Annotated in this window: 21 protein-coding genes; 10 read left to right on the top strand and 11 right to left on the bottom strand. The window is 73.9% G+C overall.

What is annotated here, in order from left to right; genetic code table 11:
* Positions 1 to 1,712: tetratricopeptide repeat protein (locus IPL61_09835; GenBank protein ID MBK9031618.1), on the top strand; the 1,712-nt coding region annotated here is incomplete at its 5' end.
* Between the two features lie 183 nt (positions 1,713 to 1,895).
* On the opposite strand, the gene IPL61_09830 is transcribed toward IPL61_09835, so the two are convergent.
* Positions 1,896 to 3,206: a serine/threonine protein kinase gene (locus IPL61_09830; GenBank protein MBK9031617.1), complete on the bottom strand. Its 1,311-nt coding sequence runs from the start codon at positions 3,204 to 3,206 to the stop codon at positions 1,896 to 1,898.
* A 103-nt stretch (positions 3,207 to 3,309) separates the two neighbouring features.
* Positions 3,310 to 3,684 (bottom strand): TraR/DksA C4-type zinc finger protein, encoded by a 375-nt coding sequence (locus tag IPL61_09825; protein MBK9031616.1) that lies wholly within the window; start codon positions 3,682 to 3,684, stop codon positions 3,310 to 3,312.
* A 170-nt stretch (positions 3,685 to 3,854) separates the two neighbouring features.
* Between IPL61_09825 and IPL61_09820 the strand changes: the two genes are divergently transcribed.
* Positions 3,855 to 6,179, top strand: a complete 2,325-nt coding sequence (locus IPL61_09820; protein MBK9031615.1) for a HEAT repeat domain-containing protein — start codon at positions 3,855 to 3,857, stop codon at positions 6,177 to 6,179.
* 13 nt (positions 6,180 to 6,192) lie between these two features.
* Here the strand turns inward: IPL61_09820 and IPL61_09815 are convergent, their stop codons facing one another.
* Both IPL61_09815 and clpX read right to left on the bottom strand, forming a co-directional pair.
* Positions 6,193 to 6,582, bottom strand: a complete 390-nt coding sequence (locus IPL61_09815) for a hypothetical protein (GenBank protein ID MBK9031614.1) — start codon at positions 6,580 to 6,582, stop codon at positions 6,193 to 6,195.
* Positions 6,582 to 7,790: an ATP-dependent Clp protease ATP-binding subunit ClpX gene (gene clpX, locus IPL61_09810; GenBank protein MBK9031613.1), complete on the bottom strand. Its 1,209-nt coding sequence runs from the start codon at positions 7,788 to 7,790 to the stop codon at positions 6,582 to 6,584. Before clpX ends, IPL61_09815 begins: the two co-directional genes overlap by 1 nt.
* A 339-nt stretch (positions 7,791 to 8,129) precedes the next feature.
* Between clpX and IPL61_09805 the strand changes: the two genes are divergently transcribed.
* Both IPL61_09805 and IPL61_09800 read left to right on the top strand, forming a co-directional pair.
* Positions 8,130 to 8,582 (top strand): response regulator transcription factor, encoded by a 453-nt coding sequence (locus IPL61_09805; protein ID MBK9031612.1) that lies wholly within the window; start codon positions 8,130 to 8,132, stop codon positions 8,580 to 8,582.
* Positions 8,583 to 8,647: 65 nt separating this feature from the next.
* Complete coding sequence (locus IPL61_09800; GenBank protein ID MBK9031611.1) at positions 8,648 to 9,823, top strand: protein phosphatase 2C domain-containing protein; 1,176 nt, start codon at positions 8,648 to 8,650, stop codon at positions 9,821 to 9,823.
* 10 nt (positions 9,824 to 9,833) lie between these two features.
* Here IPL61_09800 and IPL61_09795 read toward each other — a convergent pair whose 3' ends face one another.
* A complete protein-coding gene (locus IPL61_09795; GenBank protein MBK9031610.1) occupies positions 9,834 to 10,643 on the bottom strand; it encodes a DUF3108 domain-containing protein in 810 nt (269 codons plus the stop codon).
* A gap of 59 nt (positions 10,644 to 10,702) precedes the next feature.
* Here IPL61_09795 and pdxA point away from each other — a divergent pair, with 59 nt between their 5' ends.
* A complete protein-coding gene (pdxA, locus tag IPL61_09790; protein ID MBK9031609.1) occupies positions 10,703 to 11,665 on the top strand; it encodes a 4-hydroxythreonine-4-phosphate dehydrogenase PdxA in 963 nt (320 codons plus the stop codon).
* A 124-nt stretch (positions 11,666 to 11,789) separates the two neighbouring features.
* On the top strand, positions 11,790 to 13,073 hold the full coding sequence (locus IPL61_09785; GenBank protein MBK9031608.1) for a L,D-transpeptidase: 1,284 nt from the start codon (positions 11,790 to 11,792) through the stop codon (positions 13,071 to 13,073).
* A gap of 33 nt (positions 13,074 to 13,106) precedes the next feature.
* On the opposite strand, the gene rpoN is transcribed toward IPL61_09785, so the two are convergent.
* From rpoN to IPL61_09770, 3 genes are all read right to left on the bottom strand, one after another.
* Positions 13,107 to 14,621 (bottom strand): RNA polymerase factor sigma-54, encoded by a 1,515-nt coding sequence (gene rpoN / locus IPL61_09780; protein MBK9031607.1) that lies wholly within the window; start codon positions 14,619 to 14,621, stop codon positions 13,107 to 13,109.
* A gap of 780 nt (positions 14,622 to 15,401) precedes the next feature.
* On the bottom strand, positions 15,402 to 17,024 hold the full coding sequence (locus tag IPL61_09775; GenBank protein MBK9031606.1) for a CTP synthase: 1,623 nt from the start codon (positions 17,022 to 17,024) through the stop codon (positions 15,402 to 15,404).
* Positions 17,025 to 17,240: 216 nt separating this feature from the next.
* Positions 17,241 to 18,782, bottom strand: coding sequence for an acetyl-CoA carboxylase biotin carboxylase subunit (locus tag IPL61_09770; protein ID MBK9031605.1), 1,542 nt, complete (start codon positions 18,780 to 18,782; stop codon positions 17,241 to 17,243).
* 185 nt (positions 18,783 to 18,967) lie between these two features.
* On the opposite strand from IPL61_09770, the gene IPL61_09765 reads away from it, so the two are divergent.
* Positions 18,968 to 19,897: a class I SAM-dependent methyltransferase gene (locus IPL61_09765; protein ID MBK9031604.1), complete on the top strand. Its 930-nt coding sequence runs from the start codon at positions 18,968 to 18,970 to the stop codon at positions 19,895 to 19,897.
* A 37-nt stretch (positions 19,898 to 19,934) separates the two neighbouring features.
* Here IPL61_09765 and IPL61_09760 read toward each other — a convergent pair whose 3' ends face one another.
* Together IPL61_09760 and ggt are read right to left on the bottom strand one after the other, a co-directional pair.
* Positions 19,935 to 20,450, bottom strand: coding sequence for a hypothetical protein (locus IPL61_09760; GenBank protein ID MBK9031603.1), 516 nt, complete (start codon positions 20,448 to 20,450; stop codon positions 19,935 to 19,937).
* A 9-nt stretch (positions 20,451 to 20,459) separates the two neighbouring features.
* Complete coding sequence (gene ggt / locus IPL61_09755; protein ID MBK9031602.1) at positions 20,460 to 22,238, bottom strand: gamma-glutamyltransferase; 1,779 nt, start codon at positions 22,236 to 22,238, stop codon at positions 20,460 to 20,462.
* Between the two features lie 92 nt (positions 22,239 to 22,330).
* Between ggt and IPL61_09750 the strand changes: the two genes are divergently transcribed.
* Entirely contained in the window at positions 22,331 to 24,556 is a 2,226-nt protein-coding gene (locus IPL61_09750; GenBank protein MBK9031601.1) for a TIGR02266 family protein, read from the top strand.
* Here IPL61_09750 and IPL61_09745 read toward each other — a convergent pair.
* Entirely contained in the window at positions 24,544 to 25,146 is a 603-nt protein-coding gene (locus tag IPL61_09745; protein ID MBK9031600.1) for a hypothetical protein, read from the bottom strand. The two genes, IPL61_09750 and IPL61_09745, sit on opposite strands and share 13 nt — an antisense overlap.
* On the opposite strand from IPL61_09745, the gene IPL61_09740 reads away from it, so the two are divergent.
* Complete coding sequence (locus tag IPL61_09740; protein ID MBK9031599.1) at positions 25,121 to 25,951, top strand: CPBP family intramembrane metalloprotease; 831 nt, start codon at positions 25,121 to 25,123, stop codon at positions 25,949 to 25,951. The genes IPL61_09745 and IPL61_09740 overlap by 26 nt on opposite strands.
* A complete protein-coding gene (locus IPL61_09735; GenBank protein MBK9031598.1) occupies positions 25,948 to 26,637 on the top strand; it encodes a Crp/Fnr family transcriptional regulator in 690 nt (229 codons plus the stop codon). Before IPL61_09740 ends, IPL61_09735 begins: the two co-directional genes overlap by 4 nt.
* Positions 26,638 to 26,815: the final 178 nt, after the last annotated feature.

Genomic DNA, 26,815 nt, shown 5'->3' with positions numbered 1-26,815 from the left:
TCCGGGCCGCGAGCGGCAGCGCGCGCGCCGAGGCCGACAAGCTCCGCGCCGAGCTCGAGGGCCTCAACGCCGAGGCGGCGCGCCCGGTGGCCGACCAACGCCTCGGGGTGTCCCCGGGCCAGGCGGCGTGGGCCCAGCTCGCGCTGGCCGAGGTCAACCTGGCCGCGGGCGATCCGCCCAAGGCCCGCGCGGCGATCGAGCGGCTCAAGAGCAGCCAGCGGACCACGCGCGGCCTGCTCGAGGCCCAGGCCGCCCTCGCGCTCGGGCTCGGCGACGTGGCCGAGGCGGGGCGCCTGGCCGAGCAGGGGCTGGCCCGGTGGCCGAGCAGCCCGGGGCTCGTCGCGGTGCGCGCCCGCGGGCTCCTGGTCAGCGGCAAGATCGACGAGGCCGCCACCGCGGTCGCCGCGGTCACCAGCGGCGCCGACTCGGTCGACCTCGCGATCGTGCGGGGCGAGATCTCGATCGCCCGCGGCGACGCCGACGGCGCCACCGCGCTGCTCGACGCGGCGCTGGCCAAGCGCCCCGACGATCTCGACGCGCTGGTCGCGCGGGCCGAGGTCGACCTCCTGCGCAACGACGCCCACGCCGCGCAGACCCGGCTCGAGGCGCGCTACTCCAAGCAGGCGCCGCCGCGGCTCACGATCGCCTACGCCTCGGCGCTGCGGCTCCAGAAGCAGTGGCAGGACGCGCGGATCGCGCTGGGCCGGATCACCGCCGACGGCGCGCCGGGGCCGGTCACCGGCCGGGCCTGGCTCGAGCTCGCGCGGGTCGAGCGCGACTTCGGCAACGCCAAGGAGGCCCGCGCGGCCTACGGCAAGGCCCAGGAGATGCTGGTCTCGCGCGACGCCCGGCGCGAGGCCGCGGTGCTGGCGATCGACGACGGCGACGCGATCGGCGGCCGCGACGCCCTGCGCCGGCTGCTCGAGGGCGCGCCCGACGACGGCGCGGTGCTGGTCGAGACCGCGCGCGCGCTGGTGTTCACCGGCGATCTCGAGGGCGCCAAGGCGCTGCTCGACCGGGCCGCCGACCAGGACGCGACGCCCCCGGCGAAGCTGGCGCGCGAGCGCGGCCGCCTGGCCTTGCGGTACCGCGACGTCAAGCGCGCGATCGCCGAGCTCAAGGACTCGATCGCCGCCGACGATCGCGACTTCGAGGCCTGGATCTTGTTCCTCGACGCGCACCTGACCGCCAACGACACCGCGGGCGCGCGCACGGTGATGGACGACATCTTGCGCAAGTTCCCCAACCGGCCCGACGCCGGCCTGGTCACCGGCCGGGTCGCGCTGATCAGCGGCCGTACCCAGGACGCGCTCGCCGACTTCAAGGCGGCCAAGGCCAACGTCGCCAACGCCCCGCGCCGGACCTTCGCTGACGCGTGCCTCTGGGTCGGCTACGCCGCCTACAGCGTCGGGGACTACGCCACCGCGCGACCGCAGCTGATCGAGGCGACGCGCAAGGAGGAGACCAACGCGGACGCCCACGGCGTGCTCGGCCGGGTCTACGTCGAGACCGAGGACTGGCCCGCGGCCGCGACGACCCTGGCGCGCGCCGTCGAGCTCGACCCCGAGAACGCCGACGCGTGGTTCTTGCTCGGGCAGGCGCGGATCAGCGCGCGCCGGGTAAAGGAGGGGCGGACCGCGCTCGAGCACTACCTCAAGCGCTGGCCCGACGGCGAGCGGGCCGCCGAGGCCCGGCAGCTGCTCGGGCGCTGACGCCCGGCTCCGGCTCCGGCTCCGGCTCCGGCTCCGGCTCCGGCTCCGGCTCCGGCTCCGGCTCCGGCTCCGGCTCCGGCTCCGGCACCGGCTCCGGCTCCGGCTCCGGCTCCGGCTCCGGCTCCGGCTCCGGCACCGGCACCGGCTCCGATACCGGGTCCGGGTCCGACGCCGGTTCCGGGCTTACAGGACCTGCGTGACGACGACGCCGGCGGCGACGGCGGCGACGACGACCGCGACGATGATGCCGATGAGCAAGCCGCGGCCGCCGCCCTTGGCGTGGACGCCGGTGCGATCGGGCTCGAGCATGCTGGACAGCCCGTCGACGTCGCCGCGGGGTTGGGTCCCCCCGGCGCGCATGCCGCCGGGCGCCACGCTCTGGCGACGACCGTCGGGGGAGTCGAGCAGATCGCTGGTCCACGACGACGTGTCGACGAAGTGGCTGGGGTCGAGGCTCTGGGTGCCGGCCACCGCCGGGCCCTCCTCCTCACCGACGAGCGAGGTCAGACGGTTGACCTCGTCGTTGATGAGCGCGTCGATCAGCATCGACGCCTTGGGCTCGGCCGACCGCTTGCGCATCAGCTCCATCTGCGCGTCGCGCACGAGCTGGGCGATGTCGCGCGCGGTCACCTTCATCCGGCGCGAGAACAGGTACTGGGCCAGCGCGTCGCCGAGATCGGCGGCGTGGTGGTAGCGATCCTCGGGATCGCGGGCCAGGGCCTTGCGGACCACGCCCTCGAGCTCCGGCTCGATGTCGGGGTTGAGCGCCTGCAGGGACGGCACCCGGGCCTGGCGGACCTGCTCGACGGTCGCGTAGTCGGTGTCGCCGTAGAACAGGCGCTTGCCGGTGAACAGCTCCCACAGGATGATCCCGACCGCGAACACGTCGGCGCGGGCGTCGACCTCGAGGCCGCTGGCGGCCTCGGGCGACAGGTAGCTGAACTTGCCCTTGACCACGCCGGGGTCGGTCGACTCGATCTGGCTGTTGGCCTTGGCCAGCCCGAAGTCGACCAGCTTCACCTCGCCGTTCTTCGACAGGAGGATGTTGGGCGGCGAGATGTCGCGGTGGACGATGCCGAGCGGCTCGTTGGTCTCGGGGTTCTCGAGCTGGTGGGCGTACTGCAGGGCCTTGCAGCACTCGATCATGATGTAGATGACGTGGGCGGTCTCGAGGCGCTTGTTCTTCTGGCGCTGGCGATCGATCAGCCCCTTCAGGTTGCACCCGTCGACGAACTCCATCACGAGGAAGTACGCGTTGTCGGGCGTCTTCGAGATGTCGAAGACCTGGACGATGTTGGCGTGCTGCAGGAACAGCGACAGCCGCGCCTCGTCGAGGAACATGCTGACGAACTTCTGGTTCTTCGTCAGGTTCGGCAGGATGCGCTTGATCGCGACCGACTTCTTGAACCCCTCCATCGACTCGGCGACGCCGCGGAAGACTTCCGCCATGCCGCCGTGGTCGAGGCGTTCGGTGATCGTGTATCGGTCGCGCATCCGAGGACGAAGGAGATGCTAGCAGAGGATTCGACCACTTAGCAAACCCGGGTGGATCTCGCGAAACCGACCCCGCCCCAGGCCCCACTGCCTCGACATGGACTCACTCCTCCGCGACGTCGGCCTCGACCTGTTCCCGGGCGGTCTTGCACTCGAAGCACAGGGTCGTGACCGGGCGGGCCATCAGGCGCCGGAACCCGATCGGCTCGCTGCACTCCTCGCACTCATCGATCTCCCCCGCCTGCAGGCGCTTGAGCGCGTCCTGGATCTTGGTCAGCAGGAAGTTCTCGCGATCGTGCAGGCGCAGCTGGGTCGAGTACAGCTCCTCCTCCATCGACTCGTCCATCGAGTCGCGGCCGATCCGGTCGCGATCGCGATCCATCGTGAAGCCGAGCGCCGCGTGGGCGTTGACGACCAGGCGACCGCGTTCGGCCTCGAGGCGCAGGCGCAGTTCCTCGCTCTCGGTTGGCGTGAGCATGTCCCTAGTCTATGGACCGCGGCGCGCGCAGGTCAATCACCAGGGGGCCACCGTGCACCTCGTCCCGGTTGCGTGGCGCCGCGCTTGACGCGCACCGGAAATGAACCGCGGCCGTCGCTCGTTCGTTCGATGACCGAGCCAGCGATCCCGCGCCCGGCCCAGGAGCACCCGTGACCACCGTCCGCCGTTACCAGCTCGCGTGCGCCGTGCTCGCCGTCGTCGCCGCCGCGCTGGCGTGGCATCGGCCGGCGCCGGCCGGGCCCAGGTCGGGTCGACCCGCGGTCGGCGGCCGGTCCGCGCAGGATCTTCGCCGCCCGCTGCGCGTCGACGCCGCGGCCGTGGGGCTGTCCGAGCGCGATCTCATCGCGCGGCTGCTCAGCGCGCGCTCGGTCAAGGAGCTGCAGATCTACGCCGACCGGCTGGCCACGATCGCCACCGATGATGGCGCCGACGCGCTGCTGTCGCTGGTCGATGACCCGCGGGCGTCGGTCCCCGAGACGGTGATCGCCGCGGCCGGCACGATCGGCAGCGCGCACGCGGTCGGTCGGCTGATCGAGCTGACCGACGACCCGCGGCCCCGGATCCGCGGCGCCGCGCTGGCCGGGCTGGCCACCGCTGGCGGCGTCGACGCCGAGGCGGTGCTCGAGGCGGTCGCCAGCGATCGCGGCGATCCGCTGCGCACGACCGCCATCTACGCGCTCGGGACCCTCGGCAGCGACGCCGCCGCGGCGTGGCTGGCGGCGCTCGTGCCGACCACCGATCTCGACAGCGCGACGACCGCGGTCTACGCCCTGGCGCAGATCCCGGGCGACCGCGCGCAGGCGCTCCTCGCCGGGCTGATCGACGCCGGCGACGCCCGCATCCGGGCCCAGGCGCTGGCCAACTTGCGCCCGACCGACGAGGCCACCGCCGCCAAGGTCGTCGCGCTGCTGGGCGCCGGCGATCCCAACGTGGTCGCCTCGGCGGTCGCCGCGCTGGCGCGCACCGGCGACCCGCGGTACCTGCCGCAGCTCGTCGAGGTCGCGCAGCACGGCGCCAGCGGCGCGCGCTACGCGGCGGTGACGGCGATCGGCGAGCTCGGCGGCGCCGGCGCGGTCACGGCGCTGGGCCAGCTCCTGGCCGTGACCGATCGCAGCCTGGTCGCGACCGCGGCCCAGGCCCTGGTCAACCTGGGCGGCGACGCGGCCCGCGAGCTGTTGATCGACGCGGCGCTCGCGGACAGCCCGACCTCGAGCCAGGTGATCAGCGCGCTGCAGCAGCTGCGCAGCCCCGACGTCCAGGCCGCGCTGCTGGAGATCGCGCGCCACGGCGGGCCGGCCGATCGTCGGGCGGTGCTGCCGGCGCTGGTCCGGGCCGGCGAGCCCGAGGCGATCGCGCTGGCGATCGCGCTGGCCGACAGCGGCGGCCGCCAGGACAAGGCCGAGGCGATCCGGATGCTCGCCGACGCCGGCGCCCCTGAGGCCCGGGTCGCGCTGATGAACCTGGCCGAGCACGGGCACGGCAGCAGCCGCACCCAGGCGCTCGACGCGCTGGCCAACGCCAGCCCCACCGATCCCGTGGTCGGCCAGCTCCTCACCGACGCGCTGTTCTCGGATCGCCGGGCCGAGGCGCAGAGCGCGGCGTGGGCCCTGGGCCGGATCGGCACCGACGACGCGCGCCAGGCGCTCCTGGCCGCGCTCAAGGGCGACGACCCCGGCGTGGCCGCGGCGGCGCTCGGCGCGCTCGGGCAGATCGGCAGCCCCGCCGACGTGCGCGCGGCGCTGGCCGAGGTCGTGCGCGGCGGCCAGCCCGAGCTCAAGGGCCAGGCGCTGCAGCAGCTCCTCGCCAGCGGGACGCCGGACGCGATCGACCTGGCCGAGCAGGTGCTCCGCGGCGACGATCTCGATCTGGCCCGCGGCGTCGCCTACACGCTCGCGAACGTCGGCGGCGCCGACGCGCAGCGCCTGCTCGCGGTCGCCGCGCGCGCCAGCGATCCGTCGGTGCGCGCGGCCTCGGTCGGCGCCCTGGTGCAGGCCGGCGACGACGCGTCGATCGAGTCGCTGATCCAGCTCACGCGCGACGCCGACGCCAACGTCAAGGCCCAGGCGCTGTCGTCGCTCGGGCAGGTCGGCTCGGCGCGCGCGGTCGACGCGCTGATGGCCGCGACCACGGCCGGCGACACCAGCGACCGCGTCGCCGCGGTCCAGGGGCTGGGGTCGGTCGACGACCCGCGCGCGTCGGCGGCGCTGGCGCGCGCGATCGAGGATCGCGACGACGGCCTCGCGTCCGCGGCGATCTGGGCCTCGTACAACGGCGGCGACGACGTGGATCAGGCGCTCCTGCGCGTGCTCGCCAGCGCCGGCGCCTCGGCCCAGGTGCGCGGCGCCGCCGCCCAGCAGATCCGCTCGCGCGGCGTCGACGTCGACGACGCCACCCGCGCGCGCCTCGACGAGCTGCTCGGCGGCGAGTCGGGCGGCTACGGCGGCTACGGCTACGGCGGCTACGACGGCGAGTGAGCGCGCGGCGGCGTCAGAACTCGTCGTCGGGCTCGAGCTCGTCGTCGTCGTCGTCGGGCGCGCCGGCGTGGGGCAGGGCGCGGGGGACGGCGCCGCGGTGGACCGCGATCACGCCCGGGCACGTGCGCGCGCCGGCGGCGGTCGCGGCGCCGCCGAGACAGGTCGTGAGCGCGGGGCCGATCCCCGGGGCCTGACAGCCGTCGATCAGCTCGACCGCGAACCGCAAGGTGTCGTCGCGCTCGGCCGCGGGGGCCGCGGCGAGCCAGCGCTCGCCGGCGACCGCGATGGTCCGGCAGCTCGACGTGGGCGCGGGCCCGGCGGCGTGGGTGCGGCAGCCGCCGGCCAGCAGCGCGGCGGCCGTCGCCGCCAGCGCGGCGACCACGGCCCCCGGCGCGGGCGGCATCAGGACGCGGCCTTGCTCTCGAGGACCAGCTCGGGCCGGCCGCGGCTCTCGACCACGTCGCGCGTCACGACGCACTCCTTGACGCCCGACAGCGACGGGATCTCGTACATCACGTCGAGCATCACCTCTTCGAGGATCGCGCGCAGGCCGCGGGCGCCCGAGGCGCGGCGGTTGGCCTCGTGGGCGATCGCGGTCAGCGCGTCGGGTCGGAACGTCAGCTTGACGCCCTCGAGCTCGAACAGGCGCTGGTACTGCTTGGCGAGCGCGTTGCGCGGCCGCCACAGCACCTCGGTCAGCGCGTCGACGTCGAGTTGATCGCACGAGACGATGACCGGCAGGCGGCCCATGAACTCGGGGATCATGCCGAACTTGACCATGTCCTCGGTCCGGACCGCACGCCGCAGCGAGTCCTTGTCGTCGTCCTGGTTGCCGATCGAGGCGCCGAACCCGAGCCCGCGCTGGCCGACCCGGCGCCGGACGATGTCCTCGATGCCGTTGAACGCGCCCGTGCAGATGAACAGGATGTCGGTCGTGTCGATCTGGATGAGCTCTTGCTGCGGCCGGTTGCGCGCGCCGTCCGGCGTGATCGTCGCGGTCTTGCCCTCGAGGATCTTGAGCAGCGCCTGCTGCACGCCCTCGCCGGACACGTCGCGCGTCGGCGACGGCGTGCCGCCCTTGCGCGCGATCTTGTCGATCTCGTCGATGCAGATGATGCCGCGCGCGGTCTTCTCGACGTCACCGCCGGCGGCCCGGAACAGGCCCTTGACCACGCTCTCGACGTCCTCGCCGACGTAGCCGGCCTCGGTCAGCGTGGTGGCGTCGGCGATCGCGAACGGCACGTCGAGCTTCTTGGCCAGCGTCTGCGCCAGGAGCGTCTTGCCCGAGCCGGTCGGCCCGAGCAGGATGATGTTGCCCTTCTGGACCTCGACGTCGGCCTGCTTGCCGCGCAGCCCGATGCGCTTGTAGTGGTTGTAGACCGCGACCGACAGCGCGCGCTTGGCCGACCCCTGCCCGACGACGTATCGGTCGAGCTCCTCGACGATGGCCCGGGGCGGTGGGAACTTCGGACGTTCCGCCGCCTCCTCCTTCGCGAGGATGTCGTTGCACAAGGTCACGCACTCGTCGCAGATGAACACCCGCGGCCCGCTGATGAGCTTGCGCACTTCACGGCGCTGCTTGCCGCAGAAGGAGCAGTGGAATTCCTCCATCCAGGCCCGATTCTTACATGCTCTCTGCCGACGGCAACAGGGGTTGTGGCTCTTGACGCGCCGGGTCAAGGGGGCGATCACTCCCGGGTGCGAGCGCTGGTGATCTGCGCGGAGCCGGCGATCAGTCGCGACGACCGGGGCTCACTGGCCGCAGCGCTGGTCGATCTGGGGAGCGACGTGACCCTGGCGCGGTTCGATCTGGGCGATCTCGACGAGCGCACGCTGGCGTCAGCGCCGCCGACGGTGATCGTGATCGACGCCGGCGACGAGCTGCCGCGGGCGCTGCGGTCGGTGAAGAAGGTTCGGGGCGGTGGCCCGCTGGCCGAGGTGCCGATCCTGATGGCGGTGCCGCTGGCCCGCCTGCCGGGGCTCGATCTTTCGGCGGGCTTCGACGACTTCGTCCTGACGCCGCTGGTGCCGGCCGAGCTGTACGCGCGGGTCCGGCAGCTCGACTGGCGGGCGGCGGCGTTCGGCTCCGACGAGCTGGTCAAGCTCGACGACCTGGTGATCGACCTGGCCGGCCACGAGGCCCGGCTGGCCGGGCGGCGCCTGGCGCTGACCCACCAGGAGTTCGAGCTGCTGGCGTTCCTGGCCCAGCACCGCGGCCGCGCGTTCACGCGCGATCAGCTGCTCGAGCGGGTCTGGGGCTACGCCTACACCGGCGGCACGCGCACCGTCGACATCCACGTCCGCCGGGTCCGCGCCAAGCTCGGGCCGGTCGCGGGCGGGCTGATCGAGACCGTGCGCAACCTCGGCTACAAGCTGCGGGCCGGCCGCTGCCCGGCGCCATAGATCGACCCGATGGCGCGACCCCGCCGGGATCCGAGGGCTCCGTGAGGGCATCGATCGTGGCCGCCGTGACGAGCCACGTCGGGAACGTGCGCGACCACAACGAGGACGCGCACCTGGTCGCGGCCGACGACGGCATCTTCATCGTGTGCGACGGCATGGGCGGGCACGCGGCCGGCGAGGTGGCGTCCGCGATCGGGGTCCGGGTCACGCGCGAGCACTGGACCGGGGCCGCGGTGCAGCGGGCCGCGTCGGCGTGGCTGACGTCGGGCACCCTCGAGGATCGCCGCGCGCTCTTGTCGGCGGTCAAGGGCGGGGTCATGGCCGCCCACCGCACGATCTGCGAGCAGGCGGCCGCGGACACCGGCAAGCACGGCATGGGCACGACCTTCACGGGCGTGGTCATCGCCGGCGGCGACGCGGTGATCGCCCACGCCGGGGACTCGCGGGCGTACCTGGTGCGCGGCGGCATCGCGATGCAGCTGACCGAGGACCACACGCTCCTGGCCCGGCTGATCGCGTCGGGCATGCCGATCGCCGAGGGCGCCAACAGCGCCCGCTGGAAGGGCGTCATCACCAACGCGCTCGGCTTCGGCGACGACACCAAGGTCGTCACGTTCCTGGTGCCGCTGTCCGACGGCGATCGCCTGCTCCTGTGCTCCGACGGCGTCAGCGAGTACGTGGGCGAGGCCGAGGTCGGCCAGGTGCTGGTCGCGCAGCCGAGCCCGGCCCGGGCCGCGCAGCGCCTGGTCGAGCTGGCGCTCGAGCGCGGCGGCGAGGACAACGCCACCGCGCTGGTCATCAAGGTGGTCGAGGTCGGCGACGCCCCGATCCCGGCGGCGCAGCGCCAGCTCGACGCCGAGGCGCTGGCCCAGTGCCCGCTGTTCGAGCCGCTGTCGCCGCAGCAGCGCCTGCGCGCGACCCGCATCGCGGTCCACCGCGACTTCGCCGCGGGCGAGGTGCTGCCCGAGGCCGCGATCGGCAGCCGGGTGGGCTGGGTCCTGCTCTCGGGCGAGGTCGTGCTCGGCGGCGAGACCAGCGGCACCGGCACGCTGCTCTACCCCGAGGCGCTCCTGGCCCAGGGCCAGCCGCGCCGCGCCGACGCGCTCGCGGTCGCGGTCGACGACGTCCGGGTGCTGGCGATCCGCGGCGACGACTTCGCCGAGCTGGCCGGCGAGGATCCCGACCTGGCCGAGCCGATGTACGCGGCGCTGGCCCGGCTGGTCGCCCCGCGCGGCGCGTGAGCGGCCGCGGTCACGGCCGGACGTAGTCGACCAGATCGATCGTCACGTCGCCGAGCTCGGTGCCCGCGACGACGCGGAACGGCACCCGGTCGGCGTCGTCGGACATCCACAGCGAGAACGTCCGCGGCGGCTTGCGCGTGTCGAGCGTGAGGTTGGCGTAGGCGCGGCTGGCGACGCCGTCGATGCGCAGCGCCGCCTGGTTGCCGCCGTAGGTGCCGATCACCTCGGTCCCGCGCAGGGTCAGCTCGAGCTTCCAGATCCGGCGCCCGCCCAGCACCCACAAGGTCCGGGTCGCGCCGGGCGGATCCTGCCACACCCGCATCGTCGCCATCGCGCTGTGCGAGTCGTGCGGGACCTGCGCGCCGAAGTCGTAGACGATGTGCTGGGGCGGGCCCTTGGTCGGGCGGAAGTCGATCTCGGCGGTGCGGCCGACGAAGCGCGTGTCGGCCGCGTAGTCGCGGGGCGCGGCGTGGACCTCCGACGACGTCGACCGCGGCCGCAGCGCGTCGACGTCGAGCACGGTCGTGGCGTCGTCGCGGACGTCCTTGACCAGGGCCAGCGCGCCGGCCGAGCGCAGGGTCGAGGACAGGCGCGCGGTCGTGGCGCCGTCGCGCGTGTCGACCTCGACGGTCGTGAACGTGGCCTCGCCGGCCAGCACCCCGGCGAGCCGCACCTCGAACCGCATCTTCTCGCCGGCGTGGATCGCGGCGATCGGCTCGGGCCCCGAGGCCGTCGGCTCGGCGGGATCGAGCAGCTCGCCGGCCGCGCCGCCGCAGCCGAGCAGGCCGAGCACGGCGAGGGCGGGGACGAGCGCGCGCATGGGGATACGATGATGGACGATCGCCGGGTCCGCCATGTTCAATCGCGAGCCCCGACGGTATGGTGGCCGTGATGGCGATCGGGATCACGCTCGGCGATCCGGCCGGCATCGGCCCGGAGGTCGTCGCCGCGGCCGTGGCGGCGGCGACGCCCGAGGTGCGCGACCAGGTGATCGTGTTCGGCGATCCTCGGGTGCTGGCCGCGGCGGCGGCGACCATCGGCGTGACGGTGGCGGTCCCGTGCGAGGGCGCGGCGATCGAGCCGGTGCGGCCCGGGCACCCCGACGAGCGCTCGGGCGCGGCCCAGGTGGCGTGGCTCGAGGCGGCGATCGCGGCGGCCCGGGCCGGGCGCGTCCAGGCGCTGGTGACCGCGCCGATCTCGAAGACCTGGGCCCGCCGGGCGGGGCTGGCGTTCCCGGGGCACACCGAGCTGCTGGCGGCGCGGTTCGGCGCGGCCGAGGTCGCGATGACCTTCGTCGGGCCGCAGCTGGTCGTGGCGCTGGCCACGGTCCACATCCCGCTGGCCGAGGTCGCGGCGACGCTGACCACCGCGCGCATCGTCGCGGTCGGGCGGCTGCTCGCCGACGCGCTCGCGCGCGACCTGGGGCGGCCGGCGCCGATCCGCCTGGGCGTGGTCGGGCTCAACCCCCACGCCGGCGAGGGCGGGCTGCTCGGCGCCGAGGACGATCAGGTGATCGCGCCGGCGGTCGCGGCGCTGGCGACGGCGCTGGGCGCGCGCGCGGTGGTCAGCGGGCCGCTCGTGCCCGACGCCGCGTTCCGCGACGCCGTCGGCGGTCGCTACGACGGGCTGGTCGCGATGTACCACGACCAGGCGCTCATCCCGGTCAAGCTCGTGGACTTCGAGCACGCGGTCAACGTCACGCTCGGGCTGCCGATCGTGCGGACCTCGCCGGACCACGGCACCGCGTACGATCTGGCCGGCACCGGCCGGGCGCGGTCGGCCTCGACCTCGGCCGCGCTGGCGCTGGCGGTGCGGATGACCGCGGCCCGAGGTCGGCGGTGAGGTGCGCTGCGGCGGCGCTGGCGCTGGCGGTGCGGATGACCGCGGCCCGAGGCCGGCGGTGAGGTGCGCTGCGGCGGCGCTGCTGGCGCTGGAGGGTGCGGATGACCGCCGCCCGAGGTCGGCGGTGAGGTGCGCTGCGGCGGCGCTGCTGGCGTGCGCGCTCGGGACCGCGCGCGCCGACGATCTGGTCGCCCCGCCGACGCCGACCAGCCTGGGCTGGCCCGATGACACCACCGCGCTCGAGGTGACCACCACCAGCCACGTCGTCGCCGCGCCCGCCCGCGACGCCGCGGTGCTGGGCAAGATCGTGGCCGGCACCCGGGTGGCGTGGACCGCGCTGGTCGAGGGCGACCGGCGGTGCCGGACCTGGGTCGCGATCGCGCCGGCCGGCTACCTGTGCGCGCAGGCGCTGGCGCCGCGGGCCGCGCCGCCGGGCGGCGTGCCCCAGCCCGCGGTGGCGCCGGGCGCGCTCGTGCCGGGCGTGTACTTCGACGTGGTCGCCGACGACACGCCCGCGTACCGCGACCCCGCGGCGGTCCGCGCCGACGAGCCCACGCTGCTGTCGAGCCACGTCATGGTGCGCAGCCTCGGCGAGGTCGAGGTCGACGGCCTCGACTACCAGCGCACCAACAAGGGCCTGGTGCCGTCTTCCGAGCTGCGGCCGCTGGCGCCGTCGCGGTTCGCCGGGCTCGATCTGCGCACGACCCTGGCGCCGTGGCCATTGGCGTTCGTCGGTCCCGAGCACCCGGCGGTGGTGCGCGCCACGCCCGCCGCGAGCGCCGTCGAGGTCGGGCGCCGCGACCCGCGCGAGGTGGTGTGGGTGCGGTCGGTGCGGGGCGACTGGGTCGAGCTCGGCGACCGCGCCTGGGTCCGTGCGCGCGAGCTGCGGCTGGTGACCGTCATGCCGCGGCCGGCCGGGCTGGCCGCCGACGCGCCGTGGATCGACGTCGACCTCGATCAGCAGACCCTGGTCGCGTACCAGGGCGCGACCCCGGTCTACGTGACCCTGGTGTCGACCGGGCGCCGCGCCAGGACCACGCCGGTCGGCGTCTACCGGATCGTCGCCAAGGCCGCGACCACCGGCATGGCGGCCGAGGCCGACGAGGCCCAGCAGTACGACGTCGGCGAGGTGCCCTGGGCGCTGCGCTGGAAGCGCGGCCTGTACCTGCACGCGGCCTACTGGCACGATCGCTTCGGCGACCGGAAGAGCCACGGCTGCGTCAACCTCGCGCCGCGCGACGCCCGGGCGCTGTACGCCTGGGTCGGCCCGGCCATGCCCGACGGCTGGTCCGAGGCCGAGGTCGCCGTCGACGACGCCGTCGTGCTGCGCGTCCGCGACGCCGCCCACCCCGATCCGCCCTGGTTCGACTACGCCCGCGAGCAGCCGAAGAAGCGCCGCCGGAAGTAGCCCCCGCGGCCCCAGAAAGCTCCTCCAAGTAGCTCAGAAGACCTTCTTGCGCTGGCTCGACGACAGGATGCCCATCTGCTCGCGGTACTTGGCGACGGTGCGGCGGGCGATGTTGATGCCGCCCTTCTTGAGCAGCTCGACGATCTTCTGGTCGCTGTGCGGGCGCTTGGCGTCCTCGGCGTCGACCAGCTCCTTGATCTTGGACTTGACCGCCTGCGAGGCGAGGTCGTCGCCCGACGACGACGAGATGCCCGAGTTGAAGAAGAACTTCAGCTCGTAGATGCCCTGGGGCGTGTGCACGTACTTGTTCGTCGTCACGCGCGACACCGTCGACTCGTGCATGCCGATGTCCTCGGCGATGTCGCGGAGGATCAGCGGCTTGAGGTGCGCGATGCCCTTGTCGAAGAACTCGCGCTGGAACTTCAGGATCGACTCGGCGACCTTGATGATCGTGCGCTGGCGCTGCTGGATCGAGCGGATCAGCCACTGCGCCGAGCGCATCTTGTCCTGGACGTACTCCTTGGACTTGTCGCCCGAGCCCATCGCCGCCTTGTAGAAGTTGGCGATCTTCAGCTTGGGCAGGCCGTCGTCGTTGGGCACGACGAAGAACTTGTCGCCGACCTTGTGGATGTAGACGTCCGGGGTGATGTAGTGGGCGTCGTCGGAGGCGTACTGCCGACCCGGGCGCGGATCGAAGTCCATGATGACCTTGGCGGCCTCGTAGATCTCCTCGATGTCGAGCTGCGGCGCCGGCGCCGGGCGCTTGAGGTCGCGCACGATCGCCGGGTAGTTCTTCTTCATCAAGTTGCCGAGGTGGCTCTTGATCATCTTGACGACGAGGTCGTCGTCCTGGCCGACGGCGATCGCCTGGATCAGCATGCACTCGGCCAGGCTGCGCGCGCCGATCCCGACCGGGTCGAAGGTCTGGATCTTCTCGAGGATCTTCTCGACCAGCTCCTCGCTGACCTCCTCGTCGGCCGCCAGCTCGGGGACCGTCGGCTCCTTGAAGTAGCCGTCGGCGTCGATGTTGCCGACGATGATGAGGCCGATCTCCTTCTCGCGATCGGTCAGGTCGCACAGCTTGAGCTGCCAGGCCAGGTGGTCGTGCAGCGACGGTGGCCGGGTCAGCGTGGCCTCGAGCGACGGCAGGTCCTCGCTGTCGCCCCGGTACGACGGCATCGGCGACGCCATCGAGTAGTTGTCGAGGTAGTTCTCCCAGTCGATCTCGTTGACGGCGGTGCCGTCGGCCTTGACCTCGACCTGGTTCGCGTTCTCGATCGTCGGCTGCTCGAGCGGGGTCTCGGTGTTGCCGGCCCGCTCCATCTGCATCGCCAGCTGGTCGTCGCCGCCCAGCAGCTCCCGCTCCTTGCCCTGCTCGGCCGAGACCTCGAAGTCGTCTTCGAGGATCGGGTTCTCGAGCATCTCCTCGTGGACCATGTCCACGAGCTCCATCCGCGAGAGCTGAAGCAGCTTGATCGCCTGCTGGAGCTGAGGCGTCATGACGAGCTGCTGACTCAGTCGCAGCTCTTGGCGCATCTCCATGCCCATGGGCGATACTCCTTTGATTCCGTACGGTTGAGCTTTCGGCCGGGACCGTTTTCCCGCTGGCCCGAAGTTGGCATGAGCCAACGACCCCGACTGTACGCGAACCACCGAAGTCGTGTCTACGCTCGTGGCACCGATGTTGCTAATCCGCGGACGTCAACAGCATTGTTCGCAGGATCCCCGGTGTCCCTGGTCCATGGCGGGCGAGCAACAAAGGTCTGCGGTGCCGGGTGGTTGAACGCGGGTCGGGGCCTCTGTGCCGGTCGGGGCGCGGCGCCGAGACGCCGCTCAGCGCGGGCCGCGGCGCCGGTCGGTCAGCGTGGTCGGTCAGCGCGGGCCGCGGCGCCGGTCGGTCAGCGTCGGTCGGTCAGGCCGCGGCGCCGGTCGGTCAGCGTGGTCGGTCAGCGCGGGCCGCGGCGCCGGTCGGTCAGCGCGGGCCGCGGCGTCGGTCGGTCAGCGCGGGCCGCGGCGCCGGGACGGTCAGCGTGGTCGGTCAGCGCGGGCCGCGGCGCCGGGACGGTCAGCGTGGTCGGTCAGCGCGGGCCGCGGCGCCGGTCGGTCAGCGTGGTCGGTCAGCGCGCGGCGCGGGGCCGGTCGGTCAGCGTCGGTCGGTCAGCGCGGGCCGCGGCGCCGGGACGGTCAGCGTCGGTCGGTCAGCGCGGGCCGCGGCGCCGGTCGGTCAGCGCCGGTCGGTCAGCGCGCGGCGCGGGGCCGGTCGGTGCGCGCTCGGCGCGGCGGTCAGCGCGCGGCGCGGGGCCGGTCGGTGCGCGCTCGGCGCGGCGGTCAGCGCGCGGCGCGGCGCCGGTCGTAGTGCTCGAGCGAGGCCTGGACGAACCGCGCGAACAGCGGGTGGGGCGCGCTCGGCCGCGACTTGAACTCGGGGTGGAACTGGCACGCCACGAAGTACGGGTGCCAGGGCAGCTCGATCATCTCGACCAGGCGGCCGTCGGGCGACAGGCCCGAGAGCACCATGCCGGCGCGCTCGAGCTGCTCGCGGAAGGCGTTGTTGATCTCCCAGCGGTGGCGGTGGCGCTCGTCGATCGCCAGGGTGCCGTAGGCGTCGGCGGCCTTGGTGCCGGCCTTGAGCGTGCACGGGTAGGTGCCCAGGCGCATGGTCGCGCCCTTGTCGGTCACGCCGCGCTGGTCGGGCATCAGGTCGACCACCGGGAACGGGGTGGTCGGGTCGACCTCGGTCGAGTTGGCGCGGTCGAGGCCGCAGACGTGGCGGGCGAACTCGATGCAGGCCATCTGCATGCCGAAGCAGATCCCGAAGTACGGCACCTTGCCCTCGCGGGCGAACTTGACCGCCGCGATCTTGCCCTCGGTGCCGCGGGCGCCGAACCCCGGCGCCACCAGGACGCCGTCGACCTCGCCCAGGTGGGCGGCCGCGCCTTGCTGCTCGATCAGCTCGCTGTCGATGTGGCGGATCTCGACCTTGCAGTCGTTGGCGATGCCGCCGTGGAGCAGGGCCTCGTTGAGGCTCTTGTAGCTCTCGACCAGCTGCACGTACTTGCCGACGAAGCCGATCGTGATCGTGCGCTTGGGCTGGGTGATCTTCTCGCAGATCGTCTCCCAGGCGTCGAGCCGGGCCCCGCGCGACCAGATGTTGAGCAGCTTGCCGAGCTTGTCGTCGAGGCCCTGCTCGGCCAGCACCAGCGGCAGCCGGTAGACCGTGTCGACGTCGACCGACTGGAACACCGCGTCCTGCGACAGGCTGCAGAACATCGCGGTCTTCTTGATCAGATCGGCCTCGAGCTTCTGCGTGCAGCGCACGATCAGCACGTCAGCGGTGATCCCGATCTCGCGCAGCTTCTGGACCGAGTGCTGGGTCGGCTTGGTCTTGAACTCGCCGGCGGCGCTGATGTACGGCACCAGCGTCAGGTGCACCGCCACCGACTGATCGCGCTCGAGCTCGGTGCGGAGCTGGCGCACGGCCTCGAGGAACGGCAGCGACTCGATGTCGCCGACCGTGCCGCCGACCTCGACGATCAACAGGTCGAGGCCCTCGGCGCAGGCGCGGATGCGGGCCTTGATCTCGTCGGTGATGTGCGGGATGACCTGGACGGTCGAGCCCAGGTACTCGCCGCGGCGCTCCTTGCCGATCACCGCCGAGTAGACCTGGCCGGTCGTGATGTTGTTGAGCTTCGACATCCGGGCCGAGACGAACCGCTCGTAGTGCCCGAGGTCGAGGTCGGTCTCGGCGCCGTCGTCGGTGACGTAGACCTCGCCGTGCTGGATCGGGTTCATCGTCCCGGGATCCACGTTGATGTACGGATCGAGCTTCATGTTGGCGACGCGCAGGCCGCGGTTCTCCATGAGCGCGCCGATCGACGCCGACACCATGCCCTTGCCCAGCGACGACACCACGCCGCCGGTCACGAACACGAACTTGGTCTGGTTGCCCATGGCTGCTGGTCCTGGTGACGGGTGGCGCGGCGAGCCGAAACTCGGCGCGGTTCTACCCACCGTGCACCCGCTTGGCAATCGCTCGCGCGCACGCAACGCGCGATCGTCACGATGCGTGCGTTCGTCGCACGCTTCGTCGTTGACCAGCCCGGTCCCGGGCGTATGATCGATCCTCCCGCCGCCGTCAGGCCGGGCCCGCGCCGAGCGCGGATCGGGCTACGCGCGCCAGCCGGCGCGGCCGGTGCGCCAGGCCGACGGGCCGCCGCCGAGGTCGGCGGTGGGGCCGGCCGCGCTCGGCGCGCGGGTGCCCGCGGCCTCGAGCGCGGCGGCGATCAGCGCGGCGTCGAGCGCGGCGCCCTCGGCGTGCGGCGTCAGCGCGGCGTGCTCGCGGCCGATGAAGCCGGTGTCGAACTCGCCGGCGATGAACTGCGGGTGGCGCAGCGCGCGGCGGTGGAACGGCAGGTTGGTCTCGATGCCGCGCACCTGGTACTCGTCGAGCGCGCGGCGCATGCGCGCGACCGCGGCCGCGCGATCCTCGCCCCAGACGACCAGCTTGGAGATCATCGGGTCGTAGTGGACCGGGATGTCGGCGCCCTCGTAGCAGCCGCTGTCGTTGCGGACGTAGGGGCCGTCAGGCACGCGCAGGTGCGTGATGCGCCCCGGCGACGGCAGGAACTTGACCGGGTCCTCGGCGTAGATCCGGCACTCGAGCGCGTGGCCGCGGCGGCGGGCGTCGAGCTCGGCCTGGGTCAGCGGCAGCGGCCGGCCCTCGGCCACCGCCAGCTGCCACGCGACCAGATCGAGGCCGTAGATCATCTCGGTCACCGGGTGCTCGACCTGGAGCCGGGTGTTCATCTCGAGGAAGTAGAAGCCGCCGTCGGCGCCGAGCAGGAACTCGCACGTGCCGGCGCCGAGGTAGTCGACCGCCTTGGCGGCGGCGATCGCGGCCGCGCCCATGCGCGCGCGCAGCTCGGGGCCGACCGCGGGGCTGGGCGCCTCCTCGATCACCTTCTGGTGGCGGCGCTGGATCGAGCAGTCGCGCTCGCCGAGGTGGACGACGTTGCCGTGGGCGTCGCCGAACACCTGGATCTCGATGTGGCGCGGCCGGATGATCGCCTTCTCGACGTAGACGGTGTCGTCGCCGAACGCGCCCGCGGCCTCGCGCTTGGCGCCCTCGAACGCCGCGGCGAAGTCAGCGGCCGCGGCCACCAGGCGCATGCCCTTGCCGCCGCCGCCGGCCGCGGCCTTGATCAGCACCGGGAAGCCGATGCGCTCGGCGGCGGCCTGGGCGCCGGCGACGTCGGGGAAGCCGTTGCCCTCGGGGCCGTTGTCGCCGGGCACCACCGGCGTGCCGGCGGCGCTGACGGTCTTCCGGGCCTCGGTCTTGGAGCCCATCAGCCGCATCGCGTGGGCGCGCGGGCCGATGAAGGTGATGCCCGCGGCCGCGCACGCGTCGGCGAAGTCCTCGTTCTCCGACAGGAAGCCGTAGCCGGGGTGGACCGCGTCGGCGCCCGAGGCCGCGCACGCGGCGAGGATCTTCTCGATCACCAGGTAGCTGTCCTTCGCTGGGGCCGGGCCGATCGCGATCGCGCGGCCGGCGAGCTGCACGTGGGGCGCGGCGCGATCGACGTCGCTGTAGACCGCGACGGTCTCGATGCCGAGCTCGTGGCACGTGCGCATGACGCGGACGGCGATCTCGCCGCGGTTGGCGACCAGCACGCGGCGGATGGGGCGGAACTCGGGCGCGGGCGAAGGCATCGGCGCAGAATCTACACCGAGTCATCGCGCCGGTCTGGCGCCAGACCTGGCCGGTGGCGGCTGGGCGCGCGACCGCGGTTCACGGACCGCGCCGGACGGTCGCCCCCGGCCGCGCCGCCTGCGCGCGCGGAGCCGGGCCGGGGTGGCGGCGAGCGGCCCGGTGTTCGTGTAAGGTCCGGCGCGCAATGCACTGGCGCATCAAGGGCGCGATCCAGAAGGTCTTGGGTGTCGTCCCCCGCGGCGACGAGCTGCACTACCAGCTCCAGCGGCGGGCCGGCGGCCTCCGCAACGTCACCCGCGAGATGACGATCAAGGTCGACGACTGGCGGGTCATGGTCGACATGCTGCGGCAGTGCGGGGTCCAGGTCCCCGGCGCGCGCATGCTCGAGATCGGGTCCGGCTGGTACACGCTGTTTCCGTTCGCGCTGTACGCGGCCGGCGCCGCGCGCGTGGTCACGGTCGATCTCAACCGCTACCTGCGCCCGGCGTTGACCCGGCAGTGCGTCGAGGTGCTGGCGGTGCCCGCGCACATCGACGTGCTGGCCGCGACCGCCGGGGTCAGCGCCGGCGACGTCGAGCACCGCCTGGCCAAGGTCGCGCGGGCCCTGGCCGGGGGCGCCGACGTCACGGCCGCGACCGACGGCGTGGTCGAGTACCACGCCCCGGCCGACGCCAGCGCCACGACCCTGGCCGACGGCTCGATCGACATCGTCTTCTCGAACAGCGTGCTCGAGCACGTGCCGGGCCCGGTGATCGCGGCGATCTTCGCCGAGGCGAAGCGGCTCTTGCCGGCCGGCGGCGTGATGATCCACGGCGTCAACTGCGGCGACCACTACGCCTACGGCGACGGCAAGATCGATCAGCTCCACTACCTGTCGTACTCGTCGGCGCGGTTCGCCAAGTGGCAGAACCGGTTCCTGTACCAGAACCGGCTGCGCGCGCCCGACTTCACCGAGCTCGCCATCGCGGGCGGCTTCACGATCGCGCTCGACACGTCGCGGGCCAAGCCCGAGCGCCTGGCCCAGCTCGACCGGATCACCGTGCACCCCGAGTTCGCGAAGTACACCCGCGAGCAGCTGGCGATCACGTCGATCGACTTCGTCGCGCGCAAGTAGCGCGGGCGCCGCGCGCGCCCAGCGCCGCCGGGGCCGATCACTCGTCCGGGAGCTGGCGCCAGGCCGTGAACGCGCCCGCCAGCGTGCCCAGCGCGCCCAGCGCGAAGCCGCGGCCGGCCTCGAGCTGGCTCAACCCGCTGGGCGGGAACAGCCAGTAGCCGATCATGAGCGGCAGGATCGCCAGGCACATCCACAGCACGATGCGCGGCAGCGGCACCGGCGCGTGCAGCTCGACCTCGGTCACGGCCAGGCCGCCGAGGACGACCAGGCCCAGCGCCGCCGCCAGGCTCACGAAGAAGATCAGCCGCCCCATCCACATCCACGTCGAGGCGTTGGTGCCGCCCGGGAAGTCGGTCCACGCCGCGCGCTCGCACTGGCTGCCGAGCGTGGTCGTGACGCACGCCTTGAGGCTGGTGAGGCCGATCTGCAGGCTGGCGTTGGCCTGGAACGAGTGCACCTCGGCGACGAGCCAGCGCGACGAGGTCGCCGCGGCGATCAGCATGGCGGCCGCGAGCCCGAGCCCGGCGGCCGCGGTCCAGCGCGACGATGCCATGGGCCGAGCCTACCGCGCCGGCGCCGCCGGCGCCCCGTTCTTGCGCGGGTCGCTGGCGGCCTCGATGACGCCATCGGGCCGGACCCGCAACACCTGGACCGCGGTCGGCGACGGGCTGATCACGACGGTGTGGCCGCGCGCGGTCAGGCCGTCGCGGACGTCGGCGGGCAGGTCGGCCTCGACGGTGAGCACGTCGGGCAGCCACTGGTGGTGGACCCGCGGCGCGCCGACGGCGGCCCGCGGGTCGAGGTCGAACGCGAACATCCCCAGGAGCACCTGCAGCACGTTCGAGATGATCCGCGGGCCGCCCGAGCCGCCGACGCAGCCGACCACCTTGCCGCCTTCGAACACCAGCACCGGCGTCATCGACGACAGCGGCCGCTTGCCCGGGCCGACCAGGTTCTCGGCGCCCTGGCGCAGGCCGAACATGTTCGACGTGTCGGCGGCGAGCGCGAAGTCGTCCATCTGGTTGTTGAGCACGACGCCGCCGGCGGTGACCAGCTTGCTGCCGTAGTAGCCGTTGACCGTGGTCGTGAGCGACACGGCGTTGCCGTCGCGATCGATCACGCACACGTGGCTGGTGCCGCCCGGGCCGTGGGTCACGACCGGCGCCGGCTCGCCGTAGCGCGCGCTCGGCAGCGTGTGATCGGGCGCGAGCGTCCGGGCCAGCGCGTCGAGGCGCTTGGGCTCGAGCATCGCGGCGGCGGCGGCGCGGCCCGCGTCGGTGTCGCCGAGGGCGCGCGCGCGATCCGCGAACCCGTGCTTGGCGGCCTCGGCGATCAGGTGCAGCGCCGCGGACGAGCCTGGCCCCAGGCGCGGGAGGTCGACCTTCGCGCGATCGAGCAGCGCGAGGGCCTCGAGGAGCACGGCGCCGCCCGACGACGGGATCGGCATGGTCGCGAGCTCGAGCCCGTGCCACGAGCCGCGCAGCGGCGCGCGCTCGGCGACGACGTAGTCCGCCAGATCAGCCGCGGTCAGCACCCCGCCGGCGGCCGCCGCCGTGGCGACGATGTCGTCGGCGATCGGCCCGACGGCCAGCGCCCGGGGATCGGTCGCGAGCGCCGCGAGCGTGGCCGCCAGCGCCGGGCGCGCCATCGGCTGCCCCCAGCGGCGCGGCGCGCCGTCCTCGGTGAGCAGCGCGCGCAGCGGGAGATAGGCCGGCTCGTCCGGCAGGTCGGGGGCCACGCGCGCCGCGGCCTGGGCGAAGAACCAGCTGGTCGCGTAGCCGTCGCGCGCCAGCCGCACCGATGGCGCCACCACGCGGCGCCAGCTGAGGCGTCCGAACCGCTGCGACATCAGCGCGAGGCCGGCGACCTCGCCGGGGACGCCCACGGCCAGGCCCCCGCGGCGCGCCAGGTTCGGGTCGATCGCGCCGTCGCGGACGAAGTCGCCGGGGTCCAGCGCCGCCGGCGCGACCTCGCGGAAGTCGAGGGCGACGGTCTGGCCGGACGCGGCGTCGTAGACGATCGCGAACCCGCCGCCACCGATCCCGGACGAGGTCGGGTTGACGACCCCGAGCGCGAGCACGGTCGCGACCGCGGCGTCCATGGCGTTGCCGCCGTCGCCGAGGACCGCGGCGCCGACCGCGCTGGCCGTGGGGTCGTCCGCAGCGACGGCGCCGGTTCGCGAGGTGAGCGGCGGGCCGTAGGCCGAGCGCGCCGGGCGGGCGACCGCCAGCAGGGCGACCACGGCGATCGCGGCCCGGGCGCCGCGCGCGTGTGGGCGAGGGTGGGCGCGGCGATCGCCCGTGCGCTCGCGGGCCGTGTTCATTGCAATCTCGCGGGTCATGCTCCTAAGATGAAACATATCGACGCGTTGCGATCCGAGCGACGGTCCCCGCCGCAGATCGGACATGGCCGGTCGAATTCTGGAGAACCCTGGTGGATCCAAACACCCGTCAAGCCAAGCGCGCTCCCGTCACGCTGAAGATCAAGTTCAAGAGCGCGACCCTCGATCAGTTCATCGAGCGGTACGCGGCCGACGTGAGCCCCGGCGGGATCTTCATCCGCACCAAGGAGCCGCTGGCCGTCGGCACCCAGATGCGGTTCGAGTTCCAGCTCCGCGACGCCACGCCGCTCATCACCGGTGACGGCACGGTCGTCTGGACCCGCGAGAACGATCCCACCCGGCCCAACGCCGCGCCCGGCATGGGGGTTCGGTTCGATCGCCTCGGCGACGGCAGCCAGCCGATCCTCGATCGCATCCTGGCCGAGAAGGCGCGGCACCCCTCGGGGCAGGCCCCGATCACCGAGCCGCCGCCGAACAAGAACTTCATGGACGCGCCGACGCGGGTCGCGCCGTCGCCGCTGATGGGCGCGCTCGCCGGCGAGCCGAAGCCCAAGCTCGGGCAGATGGCCCCGTCGAAGGCGGGCTTCGCCGACGAGCGGACCGACAACACGCCGCTGCCGCGGCCGATGCCGTTCCACAGCGACGCCGACGAGTTCCCCGAGGAGACCTTCGAGGAGGCCACCAAGGTGCGCTCGCTCGAGGAGCTGGTCGCCGCCACGGCGGCGCCGATGCCGACGCCCGCGCCAGCTCCGACGCCGGCTGCGGAGCCGCCGCCCCGGGCGACGCCGCGCGCCATCGCCGCGACCGAGCCGACCGAGGCCCCGGCCGCGCAGGCGGTGACCGCGCCGATCCACGCGGTGCCGGTGCCGGTGGCGCCGCCCGCGCCGGTGGCCACGCCCGCGACCCCGCCGCCCGACGAGCCGGCGATCGCCGCGGCCAAGGCGGCCGCGTCCCGGCCCGCGGCGGTCGCCGCGCCGGCCACGGCGGCGAAGGCGCCGATCGTCCCGGCCAAGGCCACGGCGACGCCCGCGGAGCCGACCGCAATCCCGACGACGTCGTCGAAGGGTGCCTCGGCCGTGGTCATCGGGCTGCTGCTGGCCGCGATCGTCGCCGCCGGCGTCTGGTTCTTCGTCCTGCGCAAGCACGCCGGGCCCGCCGAGGCTCCGACCGCGGGCACCGCGTCCGGCAGCCAGGTCGCCGCGATCGCGCCCGACGCGGCGGTCGCACCGGCCGACGCCGCCGAGCTCGCGCCCGACGCGGCGGTGGAGGTGGAGACCGAGCCGACCGTCATCAAGGCCAACGTGCCCAACGCCACCGTCGAGGTGGTCGAGACCGGCGCGAGCGGCCCGGTGCCGTTCACCGCCGACCTCGAGGTCGGCAAGGCGTTCACGATCCGGATCAGCGCGCCCGGGTTCCTCACCAGCGAGCTGCAGGTCACCGGCGGTGACAAGACCGCGAGCGCCAAGCTCGAGGTGATGTCGAAGCTCATCCACGTGACCTCGACCCCGGCCGGCGCCGACATCGCGATCGACGGCGTCAGCACCGGCAAGGTCACGCCGGCCGACGTCCCGTTGACGCGGGCCCAGGCGGCCAAGAGCGTCGTGCGGGTCTACCTGCGCAAGCGCGGCTTCTCGCCGTGGACGGGGCAGATCGCGACCGGCGACTTCGCCGTCGAGGGCGACGTGCTGGCCGCGACCGCGAACGGCGAGCTGGCGGTGCGCACCGCCGGCAGCGGCTCCGGGTCCTCGGCCGGCTCCGACAGCGGCTCGGACACGGGCTCGGGCTCGGGTTCGAGCACGGGCTCGGGCTCGGGCTCGGCGACGCCCACCGGGACCGGCTCGGGCTCGGGCGCGGGGACCGGCACGGGCACGGGCTCGGGCTCGGGCTCGGGCTCGGCTCGGCGACGCCGACCGGCACGGGCACGGGGTCCGGCTCGGGCTCGGCGACGCCGACCGGCACGGGCACCGGCACCGGCTCGGGGACCGGCACGGGGACCGGCTCGGCCAAGCCACCGACAGGAACCGGGGCCGGCTCCGCCACCGGCACGGGCTCGGCGACGGGCAGCGGCACGGGCTCGGCCAAGCCGCCGACGGGGACCGGCACGGGCACGGGCTCGGCGACGGGCAGCGGCTCGGGGTCGGCCAAGCCGCCGACAGGCTCGGGCTCGGGGACCGGCAGCGGCACCGCAGGTCCGACGCCGGACTGGATGCAGTAACCCACGACGGCACGCCCCGCGCGCGTGGGCGATCTGCGCCGCGCGGCGGAGCGGGCGCGCGCGCCGCGGTCGGCGACGGGGGCCGGTCGGTCAGTTGAGGTAGAACGGCGCGGTCACGACCGTGGGCGCGCCGGTCGCCGCGAAGCTGAAGCCGCGCGCAGCGCGCCGGGCGCAGGCCGTGAGACCGTGCTCGTGCAGGTAGACCGCCGCGCGGACCCGGGCCTTCGTGACCCGCCCGTCGCCGCCGACCAGCATCTTCAGCGTGACCTCGCCCGACAGCGGCGCCGGGCCGGCGGCGTCCTTGATGCAGTCGACCACCGCCCGCGAGCCGCCGGCGATGCCCGCGGCGATCTCGTCGTCGTCGAGCGCGCGCGCGTCCGCGGCCTCCATGTCGATCAGCCGCGGCGGCGCCGCGACCGCGTCGCCGCGCCACTCGACCTTGCGATCGGCGTCGGTCAGGACCACGTCGTCGTCGACCTCGCGCTCGGCCGCGCCGCCCGCGGACGACGTCGTCGCGACGCGCTTGCCGCGCTTCTTCTTGCCGGTCGGCGCCACGCCGGCGTCGACCGGCGGCGGTGCGATCGCGGCCACCGGCGGTGGGGCGGGCGCGCCGCGCCATGGCCGCTTCAGGCCGAGGTACATTGCGCTCGCGCCGAGCGCAGCGCCGATGGCGAGCCCGACCCAGAACTTCACCCGACGCTTGTACCACGGGCCCGGCGAGCCGTTGACGCTGGGCACGACCCTGGCGACCTACGCGCTGGCGATCGCGACCATGTACGGCGTCGCGATCCTGATCGGCACCGATCGCGTCTCGGGCGCGATCGCCCTGGCGGTCGGGCTCGGCCTGGTGCCGCTGGCGATCGCGCGCGTGCACGAGGTCGATCGCGCGCACCTGGGGCTGACGCGGCCGCGGGCGGGCGCGGTGGTCGGCGCGATCGTGTGCGGCGCCGGGCTGTGGCTGCTGGCGCTCCACGCCGCGGCGCCGGTGGTGCGGCTGACCGAGCGCGAGCACGAGGTCCGGGCCTGGTCGACCGCGCTGTTCGCCGACCAGCCCAGCGTGGCGGTCGTGATGATCACGATGGTGATCGTGCCGGCGGTGAGCGAGGAGCTGACCCACCGCGGGCTGCTCGCCGGCGGGCTGACGCCGCGGCTCGGGCGCGGGCTGGCGATCGCGCTGTCGACGCTGGTGTTCGCGCTCCTGCACCTCGAGCCGGCGCGGATGGTCGCGACCGCGATCCTCGGCGCGGTGGCGGGTGCGCTCGCGGCCCGGGCCCGCTCGATCTGGCCGGCGATCGCGCTGCACGCCACCAACAACCTGATCGTCGCGCTGCTCGGGTTACGGCTGGTGCCGGCGCTGGCCCGCGCCGTCGAGCGCGACCCGTGGCTCATGATCGCCGGGGCCGCGGCGCTGTCGCTCGGCGGCTTCGCGATCGCCTGGCGCAGCCCCGGGCCGTTCGCGCCCCCGGCCCGGCGCGGTTCTGGTACGTTGCGGCCGTGACCGATCCGAAGCGGACGCTGTGGTACCTGAAGAAGGTCGCGGTCCTCGCCGAGGCCGGCCCGGACGTCCTGGCCCGGCTCGCCGAGAAGGTGGAGCTGCGCGAGGTGCGGCGCCGCGACGTGGTCTACCTGCCCGGCGATCCGAGCCGCTCGCTGTTCTTCGTCTGCGGCGGGCGCCTGAAGATCTGCAAGGTGACCCGCGACGGCAAGTCGCTGACGCTGGGCTACTGCGGCCCGGCCGACATGTTCGGCGAGAGCTGCCTCATCGGCGTCGCCGCCCGCACCGAGATGGCCGAGGCGGTCGAGAACGCGCTCCTGGCCGAGGTCGACAAGGCCGACTTCGAGCGCATCCTGCTGTCGAGCGCGGCGCTCGCCACCGCGGTCGCGCGCGCGGTGATCACCCGCCGCCACGAGCTCGAGAACAAGCTCGAGGCGCTGGTGTTCCGCGACGTCTCGGCCAAGCTGGCCGAGCAGCTGCTCCTGCTCGCCGACGAGTACGGCGTCGACGACGTCCGCGGCAAGCTGGTGGCGATGAAGATCACCCACCAGGAGCTGGCCAACCTGATCGGGTCGACCCGCGAGACCGTGTCGTTGACGCTGTCGCAGTTCAAGCGCAAGCGGCTGATCGTCACCGACGGCCGCAAGGTCATCCTGTCGGACCTGACCGCGCTGCGCGCGCTGTTCTGAGTCTTCAGGGAGGCCTGTCGCCAGGCCTCCCCTCGTCGGGGGCAAGCCCCGACGAGCCTCCCCTCCGAGACGCGAGACTCCCGGCGCGCGGCTCGGTGCTCGACCGAAAAACTGACAAGCTCTGAGTCTTCAGGGGGGGCTGTCGCCAGGCCTCGGGGGCTCATCGAGACCAGGTCGG

Source organism: Myxococcales bacterium (genome assembly GCA_016717005.1).
Classification (GTDB): domain Bacteria; phylum Myxococcota_A; class Polyangia; order Haliangiales; family Haliangiaceae; genus UBA2376.
Note: the sequence above shows the minus strand (reverse complement) of the source record. Positions and strands in the feature narration are given on the sequence as shown.

Coding starts and splice junctions, on each gene's coding strand:
- IPL61_09830 (MBK9031617.1), bottom strand. CDS start 3,206: ATGCGCGACCGATACACGATCACCGAACGCCTCGACCACGGCGGCATG.
- IPL61_09825 (MBK9031616.1), bottom strand. CDS start 3,684: ATGCTCACGCCAACCGAGAGCGAGGAACTGCGCCTGCGCCTCGAGGCC.
- IPL61_09815 (MBK9031614.1), bottom strand. CDS start 6,582: ATGCCGCCCGCGCCGGGGGCCGTGGTCGCCGCGCTGGCGGCGACGGCC.
- clpX (MBK9031613.1), bottom strand. CDS start 7,790: ATGGAGGAATTCCACTGCTCCTTCTGCGGCAAGCAGCGCCGTGAAGTG.
- IPL61_09805 (MBK9031612.1), top strand. CDS start 8,130: ATGGCGGTGCCGCTGGCCCGCCTGCCGGGGCTCGATCTTTCGGCGGGC.
- IPL61_09795 (MBK9031610.1), bottom strand. CDS start 10,643: ATGCGCGCGCTCGTCCCCGCCCTCGCCGTGCTCGGCCTGCTCGGCTGC.
- pdxA (MBK9031609.1), top strand. CDS start 10,703: ATGGTGGCCGTGATGGCGATCGGGATCACGCTCGGCGATCCGGCCGGC.
- rpoN (MBK9031607.1), bottom strand. CDS start 14,621: ATGGGCATGGAGATGCGCCAAGAGCTGCGACTGAGTCAGCAGCTCGTC.
- IPL61_09775 (MBK9031606.1), bottom strand. CDS start 17,024: ATGGGCAACCAGACCAAGTTCGTGTTCGTGACCGGCGGCGTGGTGTCG.
- IPL61_09770 (MBK9031605.1), bottom strand. CDS start 18,782: ATGCCTTCGCCCGCGCCCGAGTTCCGCCCCATCCGCCGCGTGCTGGTC.
- IPL61_09765 (MBK9031604.1), top strand. CDS start 18,968: ATGCACTGGCGCATCAAGGGCGCGATCCAGAAGGTCTTGGGTGTCGTC.
- IPL61_09760 (MBK9031603.1), bottom strand. CDS start 20,450: ATGGCATCGTCGCGCTGGACCGCGGCCGCCGGGCTCGGGCTCGCGGCC.
- ggt (MBK9031602.1), bottom strand. CDS start 22,238: ATGACCCGCGAGATTGCAATGAACACGGCCCGCGAGCGCACGGGCGAT.
- IPL61_09740 (MBK9031599.1), top strand. CDS start 25,121: ATGGCGAGCCCGACCCAGAACTTCACCCGACGCTTGTACCACGGGCCC.